Source organism: Kineococcus halophytocola (assembly GCF_041276425.1).
Taxonomy (GTDB): domain Bacteria; phylum Actinomycetota; class Actinomycetes; order Actinomycetales; family Kineococcaceae; genus Kineococcus; species Kineococcus halophytocola.
This window is the reverse complement of sequence record NZ_JBGFTU010000002.1, coordinates 154249-171278: the sequence shown is the minus strand read 5'-3', so window position 1 is coordinate 171278 and position 17030 is coordinate 154249. Positions and strand designations below refer to the sequence as shown.

The window sequence follows — 17030 nt, the reverse complement described above, 5'->3', positions numbered from 1 at the left end:
CGGTACCGTTCCCCCGTGAGCGTCGCCGTCCGTGTCATCCCCTGCCTCGACGTCGACGCCGGCCGCGTCGTCAAGGGCGTCAACTTCACCGACCTGCGCGACGCGGGCGACCCGGTCGAGCTGGCCCGCCGCTACGACGAGCAGGGCGCCGACGAGCTGACCTTCCTCGACGTCACCGCCTCCTCGGGCTCGCGGGAGACGACGTACGACGTCGTGCGCCGCACCGCCGAGCAGGTCTTCATCCCGCTGACCGTCGGGGGCGGCGTGCGCACGGTGGCCGACGTGGAGAGGCTGCTGCGCGCCGGTGCCGACAAGGTCGGCGTCAACACCGCCGCCATCGCCCGGCCCGGTCTCATCACCGAGATCGCCGAGCGCTTCGGCGCCCAGGTGCTCGTCCTGTCCGTCGACGCCCGCCGCACGCCCGCGGGGGAGCCGGCGACCGCGTCCGGCTACGAGGTCACCACCCACGGCGGCCGCCGCGGCACCGGTCTGGACGCCGTGGAGTGGGCCGCGCGCGCCGCGGAGCTGGGGGCGGGGGAGATCCTGCTGAACTCGATGGACGCCGACGGCACCAAGCAGGGGTTCGACCTGCCGATGCTGGCCGAGGTCCGCTCCCGCGTCACCGTCCCGCTGGTGGCCAGCGGCGGGGCCGGTGCGGTGGAGCACTTCCCGCCCGCGGTGGCCGCCGGGGCCGACGCCGTCCTGGCCGCCAGCGTCTTCCACTTCGGCCAGCTCACCGTCGCCGAGGTCAAGGACGCCCTGCGCGCCGGGGGCGCCCCCGTCCGCTGAGCTACTCGCCCACCGCGCCCGGGTACGTGGCCCGGAAGCGGTCCACCGCGTGCGGGGCCCCCTCCAGGTGCACCAGGGCGCGCGTGCGGCGGCCGAAGGCGTGCAGCAGCAGCTCGGCGACCGGGCCGGTCAGGGCGACCGAGTCCGCGCCCGGCCGCACCACCGCCCGCGGGCCGTCGGGGGTTACCAGCACCACGCCCACGGGGCAGCGGCGGTAGGCGACCCGGCCCAGGACCCGCGCGGTGCGCCACAGCGCCTCCTCCTGGCCGCGGGCCAGCTCGCGCGGGCCCCAGCCGGGCTGGGCGCGCAGGACGTCCTCGTGGTGCACGAAGAACTCCGCGCTGTTGACCAGACCGTCCAGCGCCCGGACCCGCAGCGGGCCGTGCGGGCCGTTGCGGACCCGCTCGACGAGCTGCTCGAACGGCTGGGACGCCAGCTCGGAGACCACCTTGTCCCGGTGCGGGCGCAGCGGCGGCAGCGCCTCACCCAGCGCCACGTCCGGGCGGTTGTCGCGCACGGCCAGGTGCACCACCAGGTCCCGCACGTCCCAGCCGGCGCACAGCGTGGGCGCCTGCGGTCCGACGCGCAACGCGGTCTCGCACAGCCCGTCCCGCTCGCGTCGGGCGTCACCGGGCTGCCTGGGGGAGAGGGCCATGGCGCCGATGGTGCCACCCGGACCCGCCGGCGCGCCCCGCGGCCGGTGAGACGATGACCCGCGTGTCGTCCAACCAGCTCGATCCCCGCACCGCCGCCCGCCTGAAGCGGGACGCCGCCGGACTCGTCTGCGCCGTCGTCCAGCAGCACGACACCCGGGAGGTGCTCATGGTCGCGTGGATGAACGACGAGGCCCTGGCCCGGACGCTGGCCACCGGCCGGGCGACGTACTGGTCGCGCAGCCGCGGGCAGCTGTGGCGCAAGGGCGACACCTCCGGGCACGTCCAGCACGTGCGCAGGGTCTCCCTGGACTGCGACGGCGACGCCCTGCTCCTGGAGGTCGAGCAGGTCGGTGCCGCCTGCCACACCGGTGACCGCACCTGCTTCGAGGCGACCACGCTGCCGCTGGCCGTCACGACCGCGTGAGCACCCCAACCACCCCGCCCACCCCGCCCGACCCGCCCACCGCGCGCCGGCGCTCCCCGCGCGGGCCGCTGCTGCTCGTGGCCGCGCTGGGGGCCGTGGTCGCCCTCGGCGCCGGGGCGCCCACCTGGGTCGAGGGCCGGGTCGCCACGGCGACGGGCACCACGGCCGTGCTCGCCACCGGCCGCGACGCGGCCCCCGTGGCCACGGCGCTGGCCCTGGTCAGCCTGGCCGCCGTCGTCGCCTCGACCCTGGGCCGGCGGGTGGCGCGCCTGGTCGCCGCGCTCGTGCTCGTCGCCGGTGGCGCCGGGGTCCTCGCCGCCAGCACCGGCCCGCTGCGCGAGCCCGCCACCGCGCTCAGCGCCCCGGCCCGCGCCGCCAGCGGCACGACGCAGGCGCGGGTCCAGGCCGGGACCGACGTCGCGCCCTGGCCCGTCGTCTCCGCCGCCGGCGGGGGCCTGGTCGCGGTGGCCGGGGCGGGCCTGGTGCTCGGTGCCCGCCGGCGCGAGGACCCCCGCGCCTCCGACCGCTACGCCCGCGACGCCCGCTCCGGTGCGCCCGCCCCGGCGCACCAGGACCCGGCCGCGGCCTGGGACGCGCTCTCGCACGGGGAGGACCCCACGCGCTGACCCGTCCCGGCGGACCCGGGCCCGAGTGGGTACGGTGTGCGTAGTACCCGAGCGCGCCGGCGGCGCGCCGACGACCCGCCCCGAGGAGATCCCGTGAGCACCGAGCCGAGCCAGCAGTCCCGCGGGGAGTCCGAGGTCCAGCACCTGGCCGACATCGTCGACGAGCACGGCCACGGGCACAGCATCGCGGCGTGGGCCGGGGTCGGGGTGTGCCTGGTCGGGTTCCTCATCCTGTGCCTGGCCGTCGTCTTCCCCAGCCTGACCTGGGGGATCGTCGGTGGCGTGGTCATCCTCGGCTCGCTCGTGGTCTCCGCCGTGCTCGCCAAGGCGGGCTACGGGGTCAAGGGCCCGGACGGCAAGCCCGTCGGCCTGGGGCGTCCCGGCCGCTGATCCCGGCGGTCGGTCACCGGCGGACGGGGCTGTCGGTGCGCGGCGATACCCTCGTGCCGTGACAGTCCTCGACGACATCCTGACCGGCGTCCGCGAGGACCTGGCCGCGCGCAAGGCGCTCACCTCGCTGGAGGAGCTGAAGGAGCGGGCGCACCGCCAGGTGCCGGCCAAGGACGCCCAGGCCCTCCTGAAGCCCCGCGACGACGAGCAGCGGGGGGTGAAGGTCATCGCGGAGGTCAAGCGCAAGAGCCCCTCCAAGGGCGCGCTGGCGACCATCCCGGACCCGGCCGACCTCGCGGCGCAGTACGAGGCCGGCGGGGCCAGCGTCATCAGCGTGCTCACCGAGCAGCGCCGCTTCGGCGGCAGCCTGGACGACCTGCGGGCCGTCCGCTGCGCCGTCGACGTCCCGGTGCTGCGCAAGGACTTCGTCGTGGAGTCCTACCAGTTGTGGGAGGCCCGCGCCTGGGGGGCCGACGTCGTCCTCCTCATCGTCGCCGCCCTCGAGCAGGAGGCCCTCGTGTCCCTCGTCGAACGCACCCGCTCCCTGGGGATGACCGCCCTGGTGGAGGTCCACACCGCCGAGGAGGTCGCGCGCGCCCTGGACGCCGGTGCGCGCGTGGTCGGGGTGAACAACCGCGACCTCAAGACCCTCGCGGTCGACAACGGCACCTTCGCCGACCTCGCCCCGCTCATCCCCGACCACGTGGTCAAGGTCGCCGAGTCCGGGGTCTCCGGCCCGCGCGACGTCGTGGAGTTCGCCCGCGCCGGCGCCGACGCCGTGCTCGTGGGGGAGACGCTCGTCACGGGCGAGGACCCGCGCCGCGCCGTGGCCGACCTCGTCGCCGCCGGTGCGCACCCGGCCGTGCAGGCGGTGCGCCCGTGACCACCTCGGACACCTCGACCACGCCCACCGGGTCCCTCAGCGGCGAGCGCGGGCCCTACTTCGGCGCCTTCGGCGGCCGGTTCGTGCCCGAGGCCCTGGTGGCCGCCCTCGACGAGATCGACGCCGCGCACACCGCCGCGATGGCCGACCCCGGCTTCCTGGCCGAGCTCGCCGAGCTGCACCGCACGTACTCCGGCCGCCCCAGCATCATCACCGAGGTGCCCCGCTTCGCCGCCCACGCGGGGGGCGCGCGGGTCCTGCTCAAGCGCGAGGACCTCAACCACACCGGCTCGCACAAGATCAACAACGTGCTCGGCCAGGCGCTGCTGACCAAGCGCATGGGCAAGAACCGCATCATCGCCGAGACGGGCGCCGGCCAGCACGGCGTCGCGACGGCGACGGCGGCCGCCCTCATGGGGCTGGAGTGCGTGGTCTACATGGGCGAGGAGGACACCCGCCGCCAGGCCCTGAACGTGGCCCGGATGCGCCTGCTCGGCGCCACCGTCGTGCCCGTGACGGCCGGCAGCCGCACGCTCAAGGACGCCGTCAACGAGGCGTTCCGCGACTGGGTCTCCTCGGTCGACACGACGCACTACGCCTTCGGCACCGTCGCGGGCCCGCACCCGTTCCCGGTGCTCGTGCGCGACTTCCAGCGCATCGTCGGCATCGAGGCGCGCCAGCAGGTGCTCGACCTCACCGGCCGGCTGCCCGACGCGGTCGCGGCGTGCGTCGGCGGCGGGTCGAACGCCATCGGCATCTTCCACGCCTTCCTCGACGACCCCGGCGTCGCGCTGCACGGCTACGAGGCCGGCGGTGACGGGGTGGACTCGGGCCGGCACGCCGCGCCCATCTCGGCGGGGGCGACGGGGGTCTTCCAGGGCGCCCGGCAGTACGTCATGCAGGACGAGGACGGGCAGACGGTCGAGTCGCACTCGATCTCGGCCGGTCTGGACTACCCCGGGGTCGGGCCGGAGCACTCGTGGCTGGCCGCCAGCGGCCGGGCGCAGTACCACCCCGTCACCGACACCCAGGCCATGGAGGCGTTCCGGTTGCTGTGCCGCACCGAGGGGATCATCCCGGCCATCGAGAGCGCGCACGCCCTGGCCGGGGCCCTCGACCTCGGCCAGGAGCTCGGGCCCGAGGCCACCGTCCTGGTGAGCCTGTCCGGGCGGGGGGACAAGGACGTGGACACGGCGGCCCGCTGGTTCGGGCTCGTCAGCGACGCCGACCTCGTCGCCTCGGAGGTCGAACGGGTCGCCGGCGCGCCCCAGGACGCGGAAGGGTCGGGCTGGTGAGCACCGAACTGCACCCCGGGACGGGGTCCACGGCACGGGCGGGGACGGCGGCCGCGGCCGTCGACGCGGCGACGGCCGAGGGGCGGGCCGCCCTCGTGGCCTACCTGCCCGTGGGCTACCCCGACGTCGACGGCTCCATCGCGGCGGCCAAGGCGGCCGTCGCGGGCGGGGCCGACGTCGTCGAGCTGGGCCTGCCGTACTCCGACCCCACGATGGACGGGGCCACGATCCAGCGGGCCGCGGAGGTCTGCCTGGCCAACCGCACCCGCCCGGCCGACGTGCTGCGCGCGGTGGAGGAGGTCGCCTCGACCGGGGCGGCCGTCCTCGTCATGACCTACTGGCCCCCGGTGGACCGCTACGGCGTCCGGCGCTGGGCGCAGGACCTGGCCGCCGCCGGCGGGGCCGGGCTCATCACGCCCGACCTCATCCCCGACGAGGCCGGGGAGTGGCTGCGGGCCAGCGACGAGCACGACCTCGAGCACGTCTTCCTCGTCGCCCCCAGCTCCACCGACGCCCGGCTGGCCACGACCGCGAGCGCCTGCCGCGGGTTCGTCTACGCGGCCTCGTTGATGGGGGTCACAGGAACGCGTGCCACGGTGGGCGCGGGGGCGGCCGAGCTGGTGCGGCGCACCCGGGCCGCCGGCGCCGAGCGCGTCTGCGTGGGGCTCGGCGTGTCGACCCCGGCGCAGGCGACCGAGGTCGCCCAGTACGCCGACGGCGTCATCGTCGGGTCCGCGTTCGTCCAGCGCCTGCTGGACGCGGACTCGCCGGCCGCCGGCGCGCGGGCCGTCGGGGAGCTGGCCGAGCAGCTGGCCGCCGGCGTCCGCACCCGACCCTGACGAGCACCACCGCGGAGGAGACGAGCGTGAGCACGAAGAAGCCCGGTGGGCACCCGGCGCGAGCGGGCCAGGCCGAGGACGCGCGCGAGGCGCGGCGGGCCAAGGCCGCCGCGCTGCGCCAGCGCGAACTGGCCCGTGAGCGCAGCCGGCGGGTGCTGCTGGTCAGCACCGCCGTCGTCGTGGTGCTCGCGATCGTCGCCGTCGTCGTGGTCGTCATCAACCGCTCGCGCCCGGCGGAGGTGGCCCTGGCCGAGCAGCAGGTCCCGCCGAGCGCGAGCGCGATGGGGGCCGGTCTCACGCTGCCGGGGACCCCGGCGCCCGGCGCCCCGACGCTGGACGTCTGGCTGGACTACCAGTGCCCCTACTGCGCGCGGTTCGAGACGGCCGCGGGTGACGCGGTGGTCCAGCTCGCCGCCGACGGCCAGGCGCAGGTCGTCGTGCACACGCTGACCTTCCTCGACGGCAACCTCGGCAACGACGCCTCCCAGCGGGCCGCCGAGGCCGCGGCCGCCGCCGACGCGCAGGGGAGGTTCGTCGAGTACAACCGCACCGTCTTCGCCAACCAGCCCGAGCGCGAGGGGGCCGGGTACACCGACGCCCAGCTGCGCGACTTCGCCGAGCAGGCCGGGGTCCCGGACCTGGAGCAGTGGCAGGCCGCCTACGACGGGCACGCCTACCGCGACTACGTGCAGTCCGTCGCCGACACCATGCGCGACAACGACGTCTCCGGGACGCCGACGGTCACGGTGACCCCGCAGGGCGGGCAGAAGCAGGAGGTCCCGACGCAGGACCTGCTGGGCCCGGACCCGGCGGCGGCGCTGCAGCGGGCCGTCGCGGCCGCGACGACGACGCCGTGATCCCCGCCGCCGTCCCGAGCCCGACGGTCGCGGTCTGGCACCTGGGCCCGGTCCCGGTGCGGGCCTACGCGCTGTGCATCGTCGTCGGCATCGTCCTCGGCGTGATCATCGCCGAGCGCCGGTGGCGGGCCAGGGGCGGCCGGGAGGACTTCGTCCTCGACGTCGCCGTCTGGGCCGTGCCGCTGGGGGTGGTCGGGGCCCGGCTCTACCACGTGATCACCTCCCCGCAGGCGTACTTCGGCGAGGGCGGGGACCCCGTGCGCGCCCTGTACGTGTGGGAGGGCGGCCTGGGGATCTGGGGCGCCATCGCCGGCGGGGCGCTGGGGGCGTGGATCGCCTGCCGCCGCGCGGGCTACCGCTTCCTGCCCCTGGCCGACGCGATGGCTCCGGGGCTGCTCGTCGCCCAGGCCGCGGGCCGGTGGGGCAACTGGTTCAACAACGAGCTGTACGGCCGGGCCACCGACGTGCCGTGGGCGCTGACGGTGCACCGCTGGGACGAGTCGGCGGGCCGGGCGGTCCTGGACGCGCAGGGGAACCCGGAGGTGCTGGGCACCTTCCACCCGACGTTCCTCTACGAGTCGCTGTGGTGCCTGCTCGTCGCGGCCGTCATCGTGCTGACCGACCGGCGCTGGTCGCTGCGCCACGGGCAGGCGTTCTTCGCCTACGTCGCGCTGTACTGCCTGGGCCGGTCGTACTTCGAGGCGCTGCGCATCGACGACGCGAACCACCTGCTGGGTCTCCGGGTCAACCAGTGGGTCGCGGGTGCCGTCTTCCTCATCGCACTCATCGCATTCGTCTGGTCACGCAGGGTAAATAGTGGTCGGCCCGAGGCCCTGGAGCGGGTAGATTCCTCGCAGTCGTCGCCGGCCACCAGCCCGGACGACGACCTCGCGAACCAGTCCGGCGGGCCCACCGTCACCGCCCGTGCTGATCGCCCCTCACCGGACCGCGACCCGCGGCCGGACGCGCGGGAGTCGTGACCGAACCTCGACCTCGGTGTGATGGTCCGGTGCACGTGAGCACGGCACCACGCGCGTTACAGTGAGGTGAACGGGGGCCAGCGCCGCCCCTCGTTCGTGGTGCGCGCCCCCCAGGCGCGAACCTCATCTCGAAGAGACTGACCCGGCTCCCCGAGATCCGCCCGACCGGGCGACCCTCGAGGAGACCCGTCGAGAGACCCCCTGTCCACCGAGGTCCTGGACCTCTCTCTTCAGGACGGTGCACTGCATGTCGCTCCACACGTCCACGCACACGGCGTCGCAGCCGGGCCGGCAGGTCCGCCCGCTGCCCTTCACCGGATTCCCGGACGACGCCGGGCTCTACGACCGCGCCCACGAGAAGGACGCCTGCGGCGTCGCCTTCGTGGCGACCATGCGCGGCGAACCCGGGCACGACATCGTCGAGCACGCCCTGACCGCGCTGCGCAACCTCGACCACCGCGGCGCCGTCGGCGCCGAGGCCAGCACCGGGGACGGTGCGGGCATCCTCACCCAGGTCCCCGACGAGTTCCTGCGCGCCGTCATGGCCGAGCAGGGCGTCGAGCTGCCCGCCAAGGGGGCCTACGCCGTCGGCAACGCCTTCCTGCCGCTGGCCGAGGCCGAGCGCGCCGAGGCCGTGGCCCGCATCGAGGAGATCGCCGAGGCCGAGGGCCTGGACGTCCTGGGCTGGCGCGACGTCCCCGTGACCGCCGACCTCGTGGGGCAGCAGGCCCGCGCCTGCATGCCGTTCTTCGCCCAGCTCTTCCTCGCCACCCGCACCGACGGGCTGCGCCCGCTGGAGACGGGGGTCGACCTGGACCGCCGGGTCTACGTGCTGCGCAAGCTCGCCGAGCGCGACCTGGGCGTCTACTTCCCCTCGCTGTCGGCGCGCACGATGGTCTACAAGGGGATGCTCACCACCGGCCAGCTCGAGCCGTTCTTCCCCGACCTGTCCGACCGCCGGTTCACCTCCGAGCTCGGGCTGGTCCACTCCCGCTTCTCCACGAACACGTTCCCGAGCTGGCCGCTGGCCCACCCCTTCCGCACCATCGCCCACAACGGCGAGATCAACACGGTCAAGGGCAACCGCAACTGGACCGCCGCGCGCGAGTCGACGATGAGCACCCCGCTCATCCCCGGTGACGTCCAGCGCCTGGGCCCCATCTGCGCCACCGAGGGCTCGGACTCGGCCTCCTTCGACGAGGTCCTGGAGCTGCTGCACCTGGCCGGGCGCTCCCTGCCGCACGCGGTGCTGATGATGATCCCGGAGGCGTGGGAGAACAACACCGAGATGGACCCGGCCCGCCGGGCCTTCTACGAGTTCCACTCGATGTTCTCCGAGCCGTGGGACGGCCCGGCCAACCTGACCTTCACCGACGGCACCGTCATCGGCGGCGTCCTGGACCGCAACGGCCTGCGCCCCTCGCGGTACTGGGTGACCGACGACGGCCTGGTCGTGCTGGCCTCCGAGACCGGGGTCCTGGAACTGGACCCCAGCTCGATCGTGACCCGCGGCCGGGTCGCGCCGGGGAAGATGTTCCTCGTCGACACGGCCAAGGGGCGCATCGTCGAGGACGAGGAGATCAAGGCCGAGCTCGCCGCGGCCCAGCCCTACGCGGAGTGGCTGAAGAACGTCGTGCACCTGGGGGACCTGCCCCCGCGCGAGCACATCGTGCACAGCCACGCGTCGGTGACCCGTCGCCAGCAGACCTTCGGCTACACCGAGGAGGAGCTGCGGCTCATCCTCGCCCCGATGGCCCGCGCCGGCGCCGAGCCGATCGGCTCCATGGGGTCCGACACCCCCCTGGCGGTGCTGTCCACCCGGCCGCGGATGCTGTTCGACTACTTCACCCAGCTCTTCGCGCAGGTGACGAACCCGCCGCTGGACGCGATCCGCGAGGAGCTGGTCACCTCCCTCATCACCGTGACCGGCCCGCAGCAGAACGCGCTGTCGGAGTCGGCGGCGCACTGCCACCAGCTCGTGCTGCCGTTCCCGGTCATCGACAACGACGAGCTCGCCAAGATCGTCCACATCGACCGCGACCGCCGGAACCCGGGCCGGACGACCCTCGTCGTCAAGGGCCTGTACCGCGTGGCCGGCGGGGGAGCGGAGCTGGCCCGGCGCATCGAGGAGATCCGCGCGGAGGTCTCGCGCGCCATCGCCGACGGCGCCGTCTTCGTCGTGCTCTCCGACCGCGACTCCAACGCCGAGTACGCGCCGATCCCCTCGCTGCTGCTGACCTCGGCCGTGCACCACCACCTCGTGCGCCAGAAGCTGCGCACCCAGGTCGGTCTGGTCGTCGAGGCCGGCGACGTGCGCGAGGTCCACCACGTCGCGCTGCTCATCGGCTACGGCGCGGCCGCGATCAACCCCTACCTGGCGATGGAGACGGTCGAGGACCTCGTCCGCCACCAGGTCATCACGACGGTCGACGCCCAGACCGCGGTGAAGAACCTCATCAAGGCGCTCGGCAAGGGCGTCCTGAAGGTCATGTCCAAGATGGGCATCTCCACCGTCGCCTCCTACCGCGGCGCGCAGGTCTTCGAGGCCCTGGGCCTGTCGCAGACCCTCGTGGAGGAGTACTTCACGGCCACGACCTCCCGCCTGGGCGGCGTCGGGCTGGACGTGCTGGCCGAGGAGGTCGCCCAGCGGCACCGCCTGGCCTACCCCGTGGAGGGCCAGGAGCGCGCCCACCGCACCTTGGAGACGGGTGGGGAGTACCAGTGGCGCCGCGAGGGCGAGCCGCACCTGTTCGACCCCGAGACGGTCTTCCAGCTGCAGCACTCCACCCGCTCGCGCAACGAGACCCTCTTCCGCAAGTACACCTCCCGCGTGGACGAGCAGTCCGAGCGCCTCATGACGCTGCGCGGTCTGCTGCAGCTGAAGAAGGGCACCCGCGAGCCGGTGGCGCTGGAGGAGGTCGAACCCGTCAGCGAGATCGTCAAGCGCTTCTCCACCGGGGCGATGAGCTACGGCTCCATCTCCCAGGAGGCGCACGAGGTCCTCGCCGTCGCGATGAACCGCCTCGGCGGCCGGTCGAACTCCGGGGAGGGCGGGGAGGACGTCGAGCGCCTGTACGACCCCGAGCGCACCTCGAAGGTCAAGCAGATCGCCTCGGGCCGCTTCGGCGTCACCAGCAACTACCTGACCTCGGCCACCGACCTGCAGATCAAGGTCGCCCAGGGCGCCAAGCCCGGTGAGGGCGGTCAGCTGCCGGGCCACAAGGTGTACCCGAACATCGCCAAGACCCGGCACTCCACGCCCGGCGTGGGGCTCATCTCCCCGCCGCCGCACCACGACATCTACTCGATCGAGGACATCGCCCAGCTCATCCACGACCTCAAGAACGCGAACCCGGACGCCCGGGTGCACGTGAAGCTGGTCTCGCAGGTGGGGGTCGGCACGGTGGCGACCGGGGTGTCGAAGGCCAAGGCCGACGTCGTCCTCATCTCCGGGGCCGACGGCGGGACGGGCGCCGCGCCGCTGACGAGCCTGAAGCACGCCGGCGGCCCCTGGGAGCTCGGTCTGGCCGAGACCCAGCAGACCCTCGTCGTCAACGGGCTGCGCGACCGGATCACCGTGCAGGTGGACGGGCAGTTCAAGACCGGCCGCGACGTGGTCATCGCCGCGCTGCTCGGTGCGGAGGAGTACGGGTTCGCCACCGCCCCGCTCGTCGTCTCCGGCTGCATCATGATGCGCGTGTGCCAGCTCGACACCTGCCCGGTGGGTGTCGCCACGCAGAACCCCGAGCTGCGCGCCCGCTTCACCGGTCAGGCCGACCACGTCGTGAACTTCTTCGAGTTCGTGGCCCAGGAGGTCCGCGAGCTGCTGGCTTCCCTCGGCTTCCGCTCGCTGGAGGAGGCCGTGGGGCACGTCGAGGTCCTCGACACCCGCCGCGCCGTGGCGCACTGGAAGGCGTCCGGGCTGGACCTGGCGCCGATCCTGCAGGCCCCGGTGGGCCCGGAGGGCTCGACGCTGCACCGGTCCACCACGCAGGACCACGGCCTGGAGAAGGCCCTGGACCACGTCCTGGTCGAGCGGGCCGCCGACGCCCTCGCCAGCGGCACCCCGGTGCGCATCGAGCTGCCCGTGCGCAACGTCAACCGCACGGTCGGCACCCTGCTGGGCCACGAGCTGACGAAGAAGTGGGGCGAGGAGGGGCTGCCCGAGGGCACGGTCGACGTGACCTTCACCGGGTCGGCGGGCCAGTCCTTCGGCGCGTTCCTGCCCCGCGGCATCACCCTGCGGCTGTTCGGCGACGCCAACGACTACGTCGGCAAGGGCCTGTCCGGCGGCACCGTCGTCGTGCGCCCCGACACCGCCTCGGGCCCGCGCGAGCGCGACATCGTGGCGGGCAACGTCATCGCCTACGGCGCCACCAGCGGCAGGCTGTTCCTGCGCGGTGAGGTCGGGGAGCGGTTCTGCGTGCGCAACTCCGGGGCGACCGCGGTCGTGGAGGGCGTGGGCGACCACGCGCTGGAGTACATGACCGGCGGCGAGGTCGTCGTCCTGGGCCGCGTGGGCCGCAACGTGGCCGCGGGCATGTCGGGTGGGTTCGCCCACGTGCTCGACCTGCCGCAGGCCCGGGTCAACCGCGACATGGTCGACCTCGTCCCGCTGACCGACGAGGCCGCCGCCCGGGTCCACGACCTGCTCGTGGCCCACCGCGAGCACACCGACTCCACCGCCGCCGCGAAGCTGCTCTCCGACTGGGGAGCCGCCCGGCAGCGCTTCACGACGATCGTCCCGCGGGACTACGCCCGCGTGCTCGAGGTCCGCGCCCAGGCCGTCTCCGACGGGCTGGAACCGGACTCCGACGCCGTGCTCACCCGCATCATGGAGGCTTCGCATGGTTGACCCCCGGGGGTTCCTCAAGGTCCGCGAGCGGGAGCTGCCGCCCCGCCGCCCCGTCCCGCTGCGCCTGATGGACTGGCGCGAGGTGTACGAGAAGCAGGACCAGCAGCAGTTGCAGCGCCAGGCCGGGCGCTGCATGGACTGCGGCATCCCGTTCTGCCACAACGCCTGTCCGCTGGGGAACCTCATCCCCGAGTGGAACGACCTGGTCAGTCGCGGGGACATGCGCGAGGCCATCGAGCGCCTGCACGCCACGAACAACTTCCCGGAGTTCACCGGCAAGCTGTGCCCGGCGCCGTGCGAGTCGGCGTGCGTGCTGGGGATCAACCAGCCGCCGGTGACCATCAAGCAGGTCGAGGTGATGATCGCCGAGAACGCCGCCGAGGCCGGCTGGATCACCCCGCAGGTGCCCGAGCGCCTCACCGGCAAGACGGTCGCGGTGGTCGGCTCGGGTCCGGCCGGGCTCGCCGCCGCCCAGCAGCTGACCCGCTCGGGGCACACCGTCGTGGTGTACGAGCGCGACGACGCCGTCGGCGGGCTCATGCGCTACGGGATCCCCGAGTTCAAGATGGAGCGTTCCGTCCTGGACCGCCGCCTGGCCCAGATGGAGGCCGAGGGCACCCGCTTCCGGGCCGGCGTCGACGTCGGCGCCGACATCACCGGTGAGCAGCTGCGGGACCGCTTCGACGCGGTCGTCGTGGCCACCGGCGCCACCCAGTGGCGCGAGGTGGACCTGCCCGGGCGCGACCTGGCCGGCATCCACCAGGCCATGGAGTACCTGCCGCCGACGAACCGCGTCGCCGTGGGCCAGGAGGCGCCCGCCGACCTCATCGACGCCCACGGCCTGGACGTCGTGGTCATCGGCGGGGGCGACACCGGCTCGGACTGCTACGGCACGGCCCTGCGCCAGGGGGCCCGCTCGGTCACCCAGCTCGACATCTACCCGACCGCGCCGGAGGAGCGGGCCGACCACGAACCGTGGCCGACCATGCCCAAGGTGTTCTCCGTCTCCTCCTCCCACGAGGAGGGGGGCCAGCGGAAGTTCTCCGCCTCCACGCAGGCCTTCGTCGGCGAGGACGGGCGCGTCAGCGGGCTGCGCATCGTCGAGGTCACCAAGGTCGACGGGGTGTGGACGCCGGTGGAGGGGACCGAGCAGGACCTGCCGGCCCAGCTGGTGCTGCTGGCCATCGGGTTCGCCGGGCCCGAGCACGGCGGCCTGGTGGCCCAGCTCGGGCTGGAGGCCGACGCGCGGACGCGGTTCACCCGCACGCCGGGCTACGCCACGGGCACCCCCGGGGTCTTCGTCGCCGGGGACGCCGGCCGGGGCCAGTCGCTCATCGTGTGGGCCATCGCCGAGGGCCGCGCGTGCGCGGCGGCGGTGGACGAGTTCCTCATGGGGGACACGGCGCTGCCCGTGCCCATCCGGGCCGACGCGGTGCCGCTGACCGCCTGAGGGCCGGGCACGACACGCACGAGAGGGGGTGGGCACCGGCCGGTGCCCACCCCCTCCGGTGCGTCGTGCCGGCCGGCTACCAGCCGGCGACCTCGTCGCGGTCGAAGGTCCACACGGCCTGGTCCGAGAGCACCGTGACGTCGGCGGCGTGCCCGGCCAGGTCCCGGGCCGCCGCGGCCGCCGTGACGCGGCCCAGCGCGTGCCGGGCGGCGCCCTCGGCGTCCAGGCCGTCGCCGTCGACGCTGATGACGACGTCGTGCTCGGGGGCCTGCCCGCCGGCCAGCGCCCGTTCCACCCGCGGGTGGGCCGCGTGCAGGTCCGCCAGCAGCCCGGCGAGGGCGCCCTCGGGCCACCGGCCCCCCTCGTGCAGCCGGACGTACACGGCGTACTCGTGGTCCAGGCTCTCCTCGACCACCTCGTCGATCTCGCGCTCGAAGTCGAGGTCCCGGGCTGCGTCGCGCTGCGGTTCGTGCGTGGTCACGCCGCCATGGTGGGGTGGACGCCGGGACGGCGCACCCCGGCGCACCCCCGCGGGCGGCGGCCGGCCGGTGATGATCCGGTGACCGTCCGGGGTGCGGCACGCCCCACGCGTCGGCCCGCGTCCGGGGCGCAATAGGCTCGGTGCATGCGCAGAGCGAAGATCGTCTGCACCCTCGGACCCGCTGTGGCCGGTCCCGAAGGGTTGCGGTCACTGGTGGACGCCGGGATGGACGTCGCCCGGATGAACCTGAGCCACGGCTCCCACGACGACCACCGGGCGAACTTCGAGGGGGTGCGTGCCGCCGCTGAAGGCACCGGCCGGTCCGTCGCCGTCCTCGCGGACCTGCAGGGTCCGAAGATCCGCCTGGGGAAGTTCGCCGACGGCCCGCACGCCCTCGCCGTCGGTGACGTCTTCACGATCACCACCGAGGACGTCGTCGGCACCAAGGACGTGTGCTCCACGACGTACGAGGGGCTGACGGGCGACGTCGCGGTGGGCGACCGGATCCTCATCGACGACGGCAAGGTCGGCCTGGAGGTCACCGCGGTCGAGGGACCCCGCGTCGTCACCACGGTCACCGTGCCGGGTCCGGTGAGCAACAACAAGGGCATCAACCTGCCCGGCGTGGCCGTCAGCGTCCCGGCCCTGTCCGAGAAGGACGTCGAGGACCTGCGCTTCGCGCTGCGCCTGGGCGTGGACATGGTCGCCCTGTCCTTCGTGCGCTCGGCCGCCGACGCCGAGGACGTGCACAAGATCATGGAGGAGGAGGGCGTCACCGTCCCCGTCATCGCCAAGGTCGAGAAGCCGCAGGCGGTGGAGAACCTCCGCGAGGTCGTGGCCGCCTTCGACGGGATCATGGTGGCCCGCGGTGACCTCGGCGTGGAGCTGCCGCTGGAGGAGGTGCCGCTGGTCCAGAAGCGCGCCATCGAGCTGGCCCGCCGCCAGGCCAAGCCCGTCATCGTCGCCACGCAGATGCTCGAGTCGATGATCACCGCTCCGCGCCCGACGCGCGCGGAGGCCTCCGACTGCGCCAACGCCGTCCTGGACGGCGCCGACGCCCTCATGCTCTCGGGCGAGACGAGCGTGGGGGCCTTCCCGTTCGAGGCGGTGCGCACGATGTCCCGCATCATCGAGAACACCGAGACCCACGGCGCGGACCGCATCGCAGCCCTGGGCACCGTCCCGCACACCAAGGGCGGCGCCATCACCCTGGCGGCCTCGGAGATCGGCAAGCAGCTCGACGCCAAGCTGCTCGTGACCTTCACCCAGTCGGGTGACTCCGCCCGCCGCCTGTCCCGCTTGCGCGCGGGCATCCCCCTGGTGGCCTTCACGGCCGAGGAGACCACGCGCCGCCGCTTGGCGCTGTCGTGGGGCGTGGACCCGCAGTACGCCGCGTTCATCTCCACGACCGACGAGATGGTCAAGGAGGTCGACCGCCGCCTGCAGGAGATGGGCCGCTGCTCCGTGGGCGACCTCGTCGTCATCGTCGCCGGGGCCCCGCCCGGGATCGTCGGGTCGACCAACGCCGTTCGCGTGCACCGCATCGGCGACGCCACCGCCGGCGTCTCCAGCGCCTACGCCTGACCGGCCGCCCGAGACGGGGAGAGCCCCGGAGCCGCTGCTCCGGGGCTCTCCCCGTCTCACGTGGTCCTGCGCGGTGCCCTGGGTGGGATTCGAACCCACACTGGATCGAGTTTGAGTCGATTGCCTCTGCCGGTTGGGCTACCAGGGCGCGTGCCGATCACCCTACACAGCGCGGCGGCGCCCTCCGTGCACCCTCCCCGCCACGACGGCCGGTAGTAGGCGCGGTGTGCGGCCGGCGCGCGGACGACTAGGATGCCCGCGTGACGAACACTGCCGACACCGCCGCCGCGTCCGCCACGACCACACGTCGGGTGGTCGTCGCGGAGGACGAGGCCATCATCCGTCTCGACATCGTCGAGATGCTCACCGAGGCCGGCTACGACGTCGTGGGTCAGGCCGGGGACGGGGAGCAGGCCGTGGCCCTGGCCGAGGAGCACAAGCCCGACCTGGTCGTCATGGACATCAAGATGCCCGTCCTGGACGGCATCTCGGCGGCCGAGCGGATCGCCAAGGCGCGCATCGCCCCCGTCGTCCTGCTCACCGCGTTCTCCCAGGCCGAGCTGGTCGAGCGTGCCCGCGACGCCGGGGCGATGGCCTACGTCGTCAAGCCGTTCACCTCCGCCGACCTGCTGCCCGCCGTGGAGATCGCGGTGAGCCGCCACCAGCAGATCATGGCCCTGGAGGACGAGGTCGCCGACCTCGCCGACCGCTTCGAGACCCGCAAGCTGGTGGACCGCGCGAAGTCGAAGCTGCAGACCCAGTTCGGGATGACCGAACCGGAGGCGTTCCGCTGGATCCAGAAGACGTCGATGGACAAGCGCCTGACGATGCGCGAGGTCGCGAACACCGTCATCAGCGCCGGCGACGACCGCGGCTGACCCGGCTCCGACCCGCTCGACGACGGCCCCGCACCCTCTGGTG

Annotated in this window: 15 protein-coding genes and 1 tRNA gene; 13 read left to right on the top strand and 3 right to left on the bottom strand. The window is 74.1% G+C overall.

Annotated elements, in window-relative coordinates; genetic code table 11:
- Positions 1 to 15: 15 nt before the first annotated feature.
- Positions 16 to 789 (top strand): imidazole glycerol phosphate synthase subunit HisF, encoded by a 774-nt coding sequence (hisF, locus tag AB2L27_RS02525; RefSeq protein ID WP_370439891.1) that lies wholly within the window; start codon positions 16 to 18, stop codon positions 787 to 789.
- Between the two features lies 1 nt (position 790).
- Here the strand turns inward: hisF and AB2L27_RS02520 are convergent, their stop codons facing one another.
- Entirely contained in the window at positions 791 to 1444 is a 654-nt protein-coding gene (locus tag AB2L27_RS02520; RefSeq protein WP_370439890.1) for a TIGR03085 family metal-binding protein, read from the bottom strand.
- A 53-nt stretch (positions 1445 to 1497) separates the two neighbouring features.
- Between AB2L27_RS02520 and hisI the strand changes: the two genes are divergently transcribed.
- From hisI to AB2L27_RS02470, 10 genes are all read left to right on the top strand, one after another.
- Entirely contained in the window at positions 1498 to 1869 is a 372-nt protein-coding gene (gene hisI / locus AB2L27_RS02515; RefSeq protein ID WP_370439889.1) for a phosphoribosyl-AMP cyclohydrolase, read from the top strand.
- Entirely contained in the window at positions 1866 to 2495 is a 630-nt protein-coding gene (locus AB2L27_RS02510; protein ID WP_370439888.1) for a Trp biosynthesis-associated membrane protein, read from the top strand. The genes hisI and AB2L27_RS02510 overlap by 4 nt, the downstream gene beginning before the upstream one ends.
- 93 nt (positions 2496 to 2588) lie before the next feature.
- Complete coding sequence (locus AB2L27_RS02505) at positions 2589 to 2885, top strand: HGxxPAAW family protein (protein ID WP_370439887.1); 297 nt, start codon at positions 2589 to 2591, stop codon at positions 2883 to 2885.
- A 58-nt stretch (positions 2886 to 2943) separates the two neighbouring features.
- Positions 2944 to 3768, top strand: coding sequence for an indole-3-glycerol phosphate synthase TrpC (trpC, locus tag AB2L27_RS02500; RefSeq protein WP_370439886.1), 825 nt, complete (start codon positions 2944 to 2946; stop codon positions 3766 to 3768).
- On the top strand, positions 3765 to 5063 hold the full coding sequence (gene trpB, locus AB2L27_RS02495) for a tryptophan synthase subunit beta (RefSeq protein WP_370439885.1): 1299 nt from the start codon (positions 3765 to 3767) through the stop codon (positions 5061 to 5063). Before trpC ends, trpB begins: the two co-directional genes overlap by 4 nt.
- Positions 5060 to 5902 (top strand): tryptophan synthase subunit alpha, encoded by an 843-nt coding sequence (trpA, locus tag AB2L27_RS02490; protein WP_370439884.1) that lies wholly within the window; start codon positions 5060 to 5062, stop codon positions 5900 to 5902. Before trpB ends, trpA begins: the two co-directional genes overlap by 4 nt.
- A 26-nt stretch (positions 5903 to 5928) precedes the next feature.
- Positions 5929 to 6759 carry a DsbA family protein gene (locus AB2L27_RS02485; protein WP_370439883.1) on the top strand — a complete coding sequence of 277 codons (831 nt, stop codon included), beginning with the start codon at positions 5929 to 5931 and terminating at the stop codon, positions 6757 to 6759.
- Positions 6756 to 7739 (top strand): prolipoprotein diacylglyceryl transferase, encoded by a 984-nt coding sequence (gene lgt / locus AB2L27_RS02480; RefSeq protein WP_370439882.1) that lies wholly within the window; start codon positions 6756 to 6758, stop codon positions 7737 to 7739. Before AB2L27_RS02485 ends, lgt begins: the two co-directional genes overlap by 4 nt.
- 247 nt (positions 7740 to 7986) lie before the next feature.
- Entirely contained in the window at positions 7987 to 12594 is a 4608-nt protein-coding gene (gene gltB, locus AB2L27_RS02475) for a glutamate synthase large subunit (protein WP_370439881.1), read from the top strand.
- Positions 12587 to 14044, top strand: a complete 1458-nt coding sequence (locus AB2L27_RS02470) for a glutamate synthase subunit beta (RefSeq protein ID WP_370439880.1) — start codon at positions 12587 to 12589, stop codon at positions 14042 to 14044. Before gltB ends, AB2L27_RS02470 begins: the two co-directional genes overlap by 8 nt.
- A gap of 76 nt (positions 14045 to 14120) precedes the next feature.
- Here AB2L27_RS02470 and AB2L27_RS02465 read toward each other — a convergent pair whose 3' ends face one another.
- A complete protein-coding gene (locus AB2L27_RS02465) occupies positions 14121 to 14525 on the bottom strand; it encodes a hypothetical protein (protein ID WP_370439879.1) in 405 nt (134 codons plus the stop codon).
- Between the two features lie 144 nt (positions 14526 to 14669).
- Here AB2L27_RS02465 and pyk point away from each other — a divergent pair, with 144 nt between their 5' ends.
- Positions 14670 to 16109 (top strand): pyruvate kinase, encoded by a 1440-nt coding sequence (pyk, locus tag AB2L27_RS02460; protein WP_370439878.1) that lies wholly within the window; start codon positions 14670 to 14672, stop codon positions 16107 to 16109.
- Positions 16110 to 16183: 74 nt separating this feature from the next.
- Here the strand turns inward: pyk and AB2L27_RS02455 are convergent.
- Positions 16184 to 16257: transfer RNA gene (locus tag AB2L27_RS02455), tRNA-Leu, on the bottom strand.
- Positions 16258 to 16369: 112 nt separating this feature from the next.
- Between AB2L27_RS02455 and AB2L27_RS02450 the strand changes: the two genes are divergently transcribed.
- Positions 16370 to 16987, top strand: coding sequence for an ANTAR domain-containing response regulator (locus AB2L27_RS02450; RefSeq protein WP_370439877.1), 618 nt, complete (start codon positions 16370 to 16372; stop codon positions 16985 to 16987).
- The last annotated feature ends 43 nt before the right edge of the window (positions 16988 to 17030 follow it).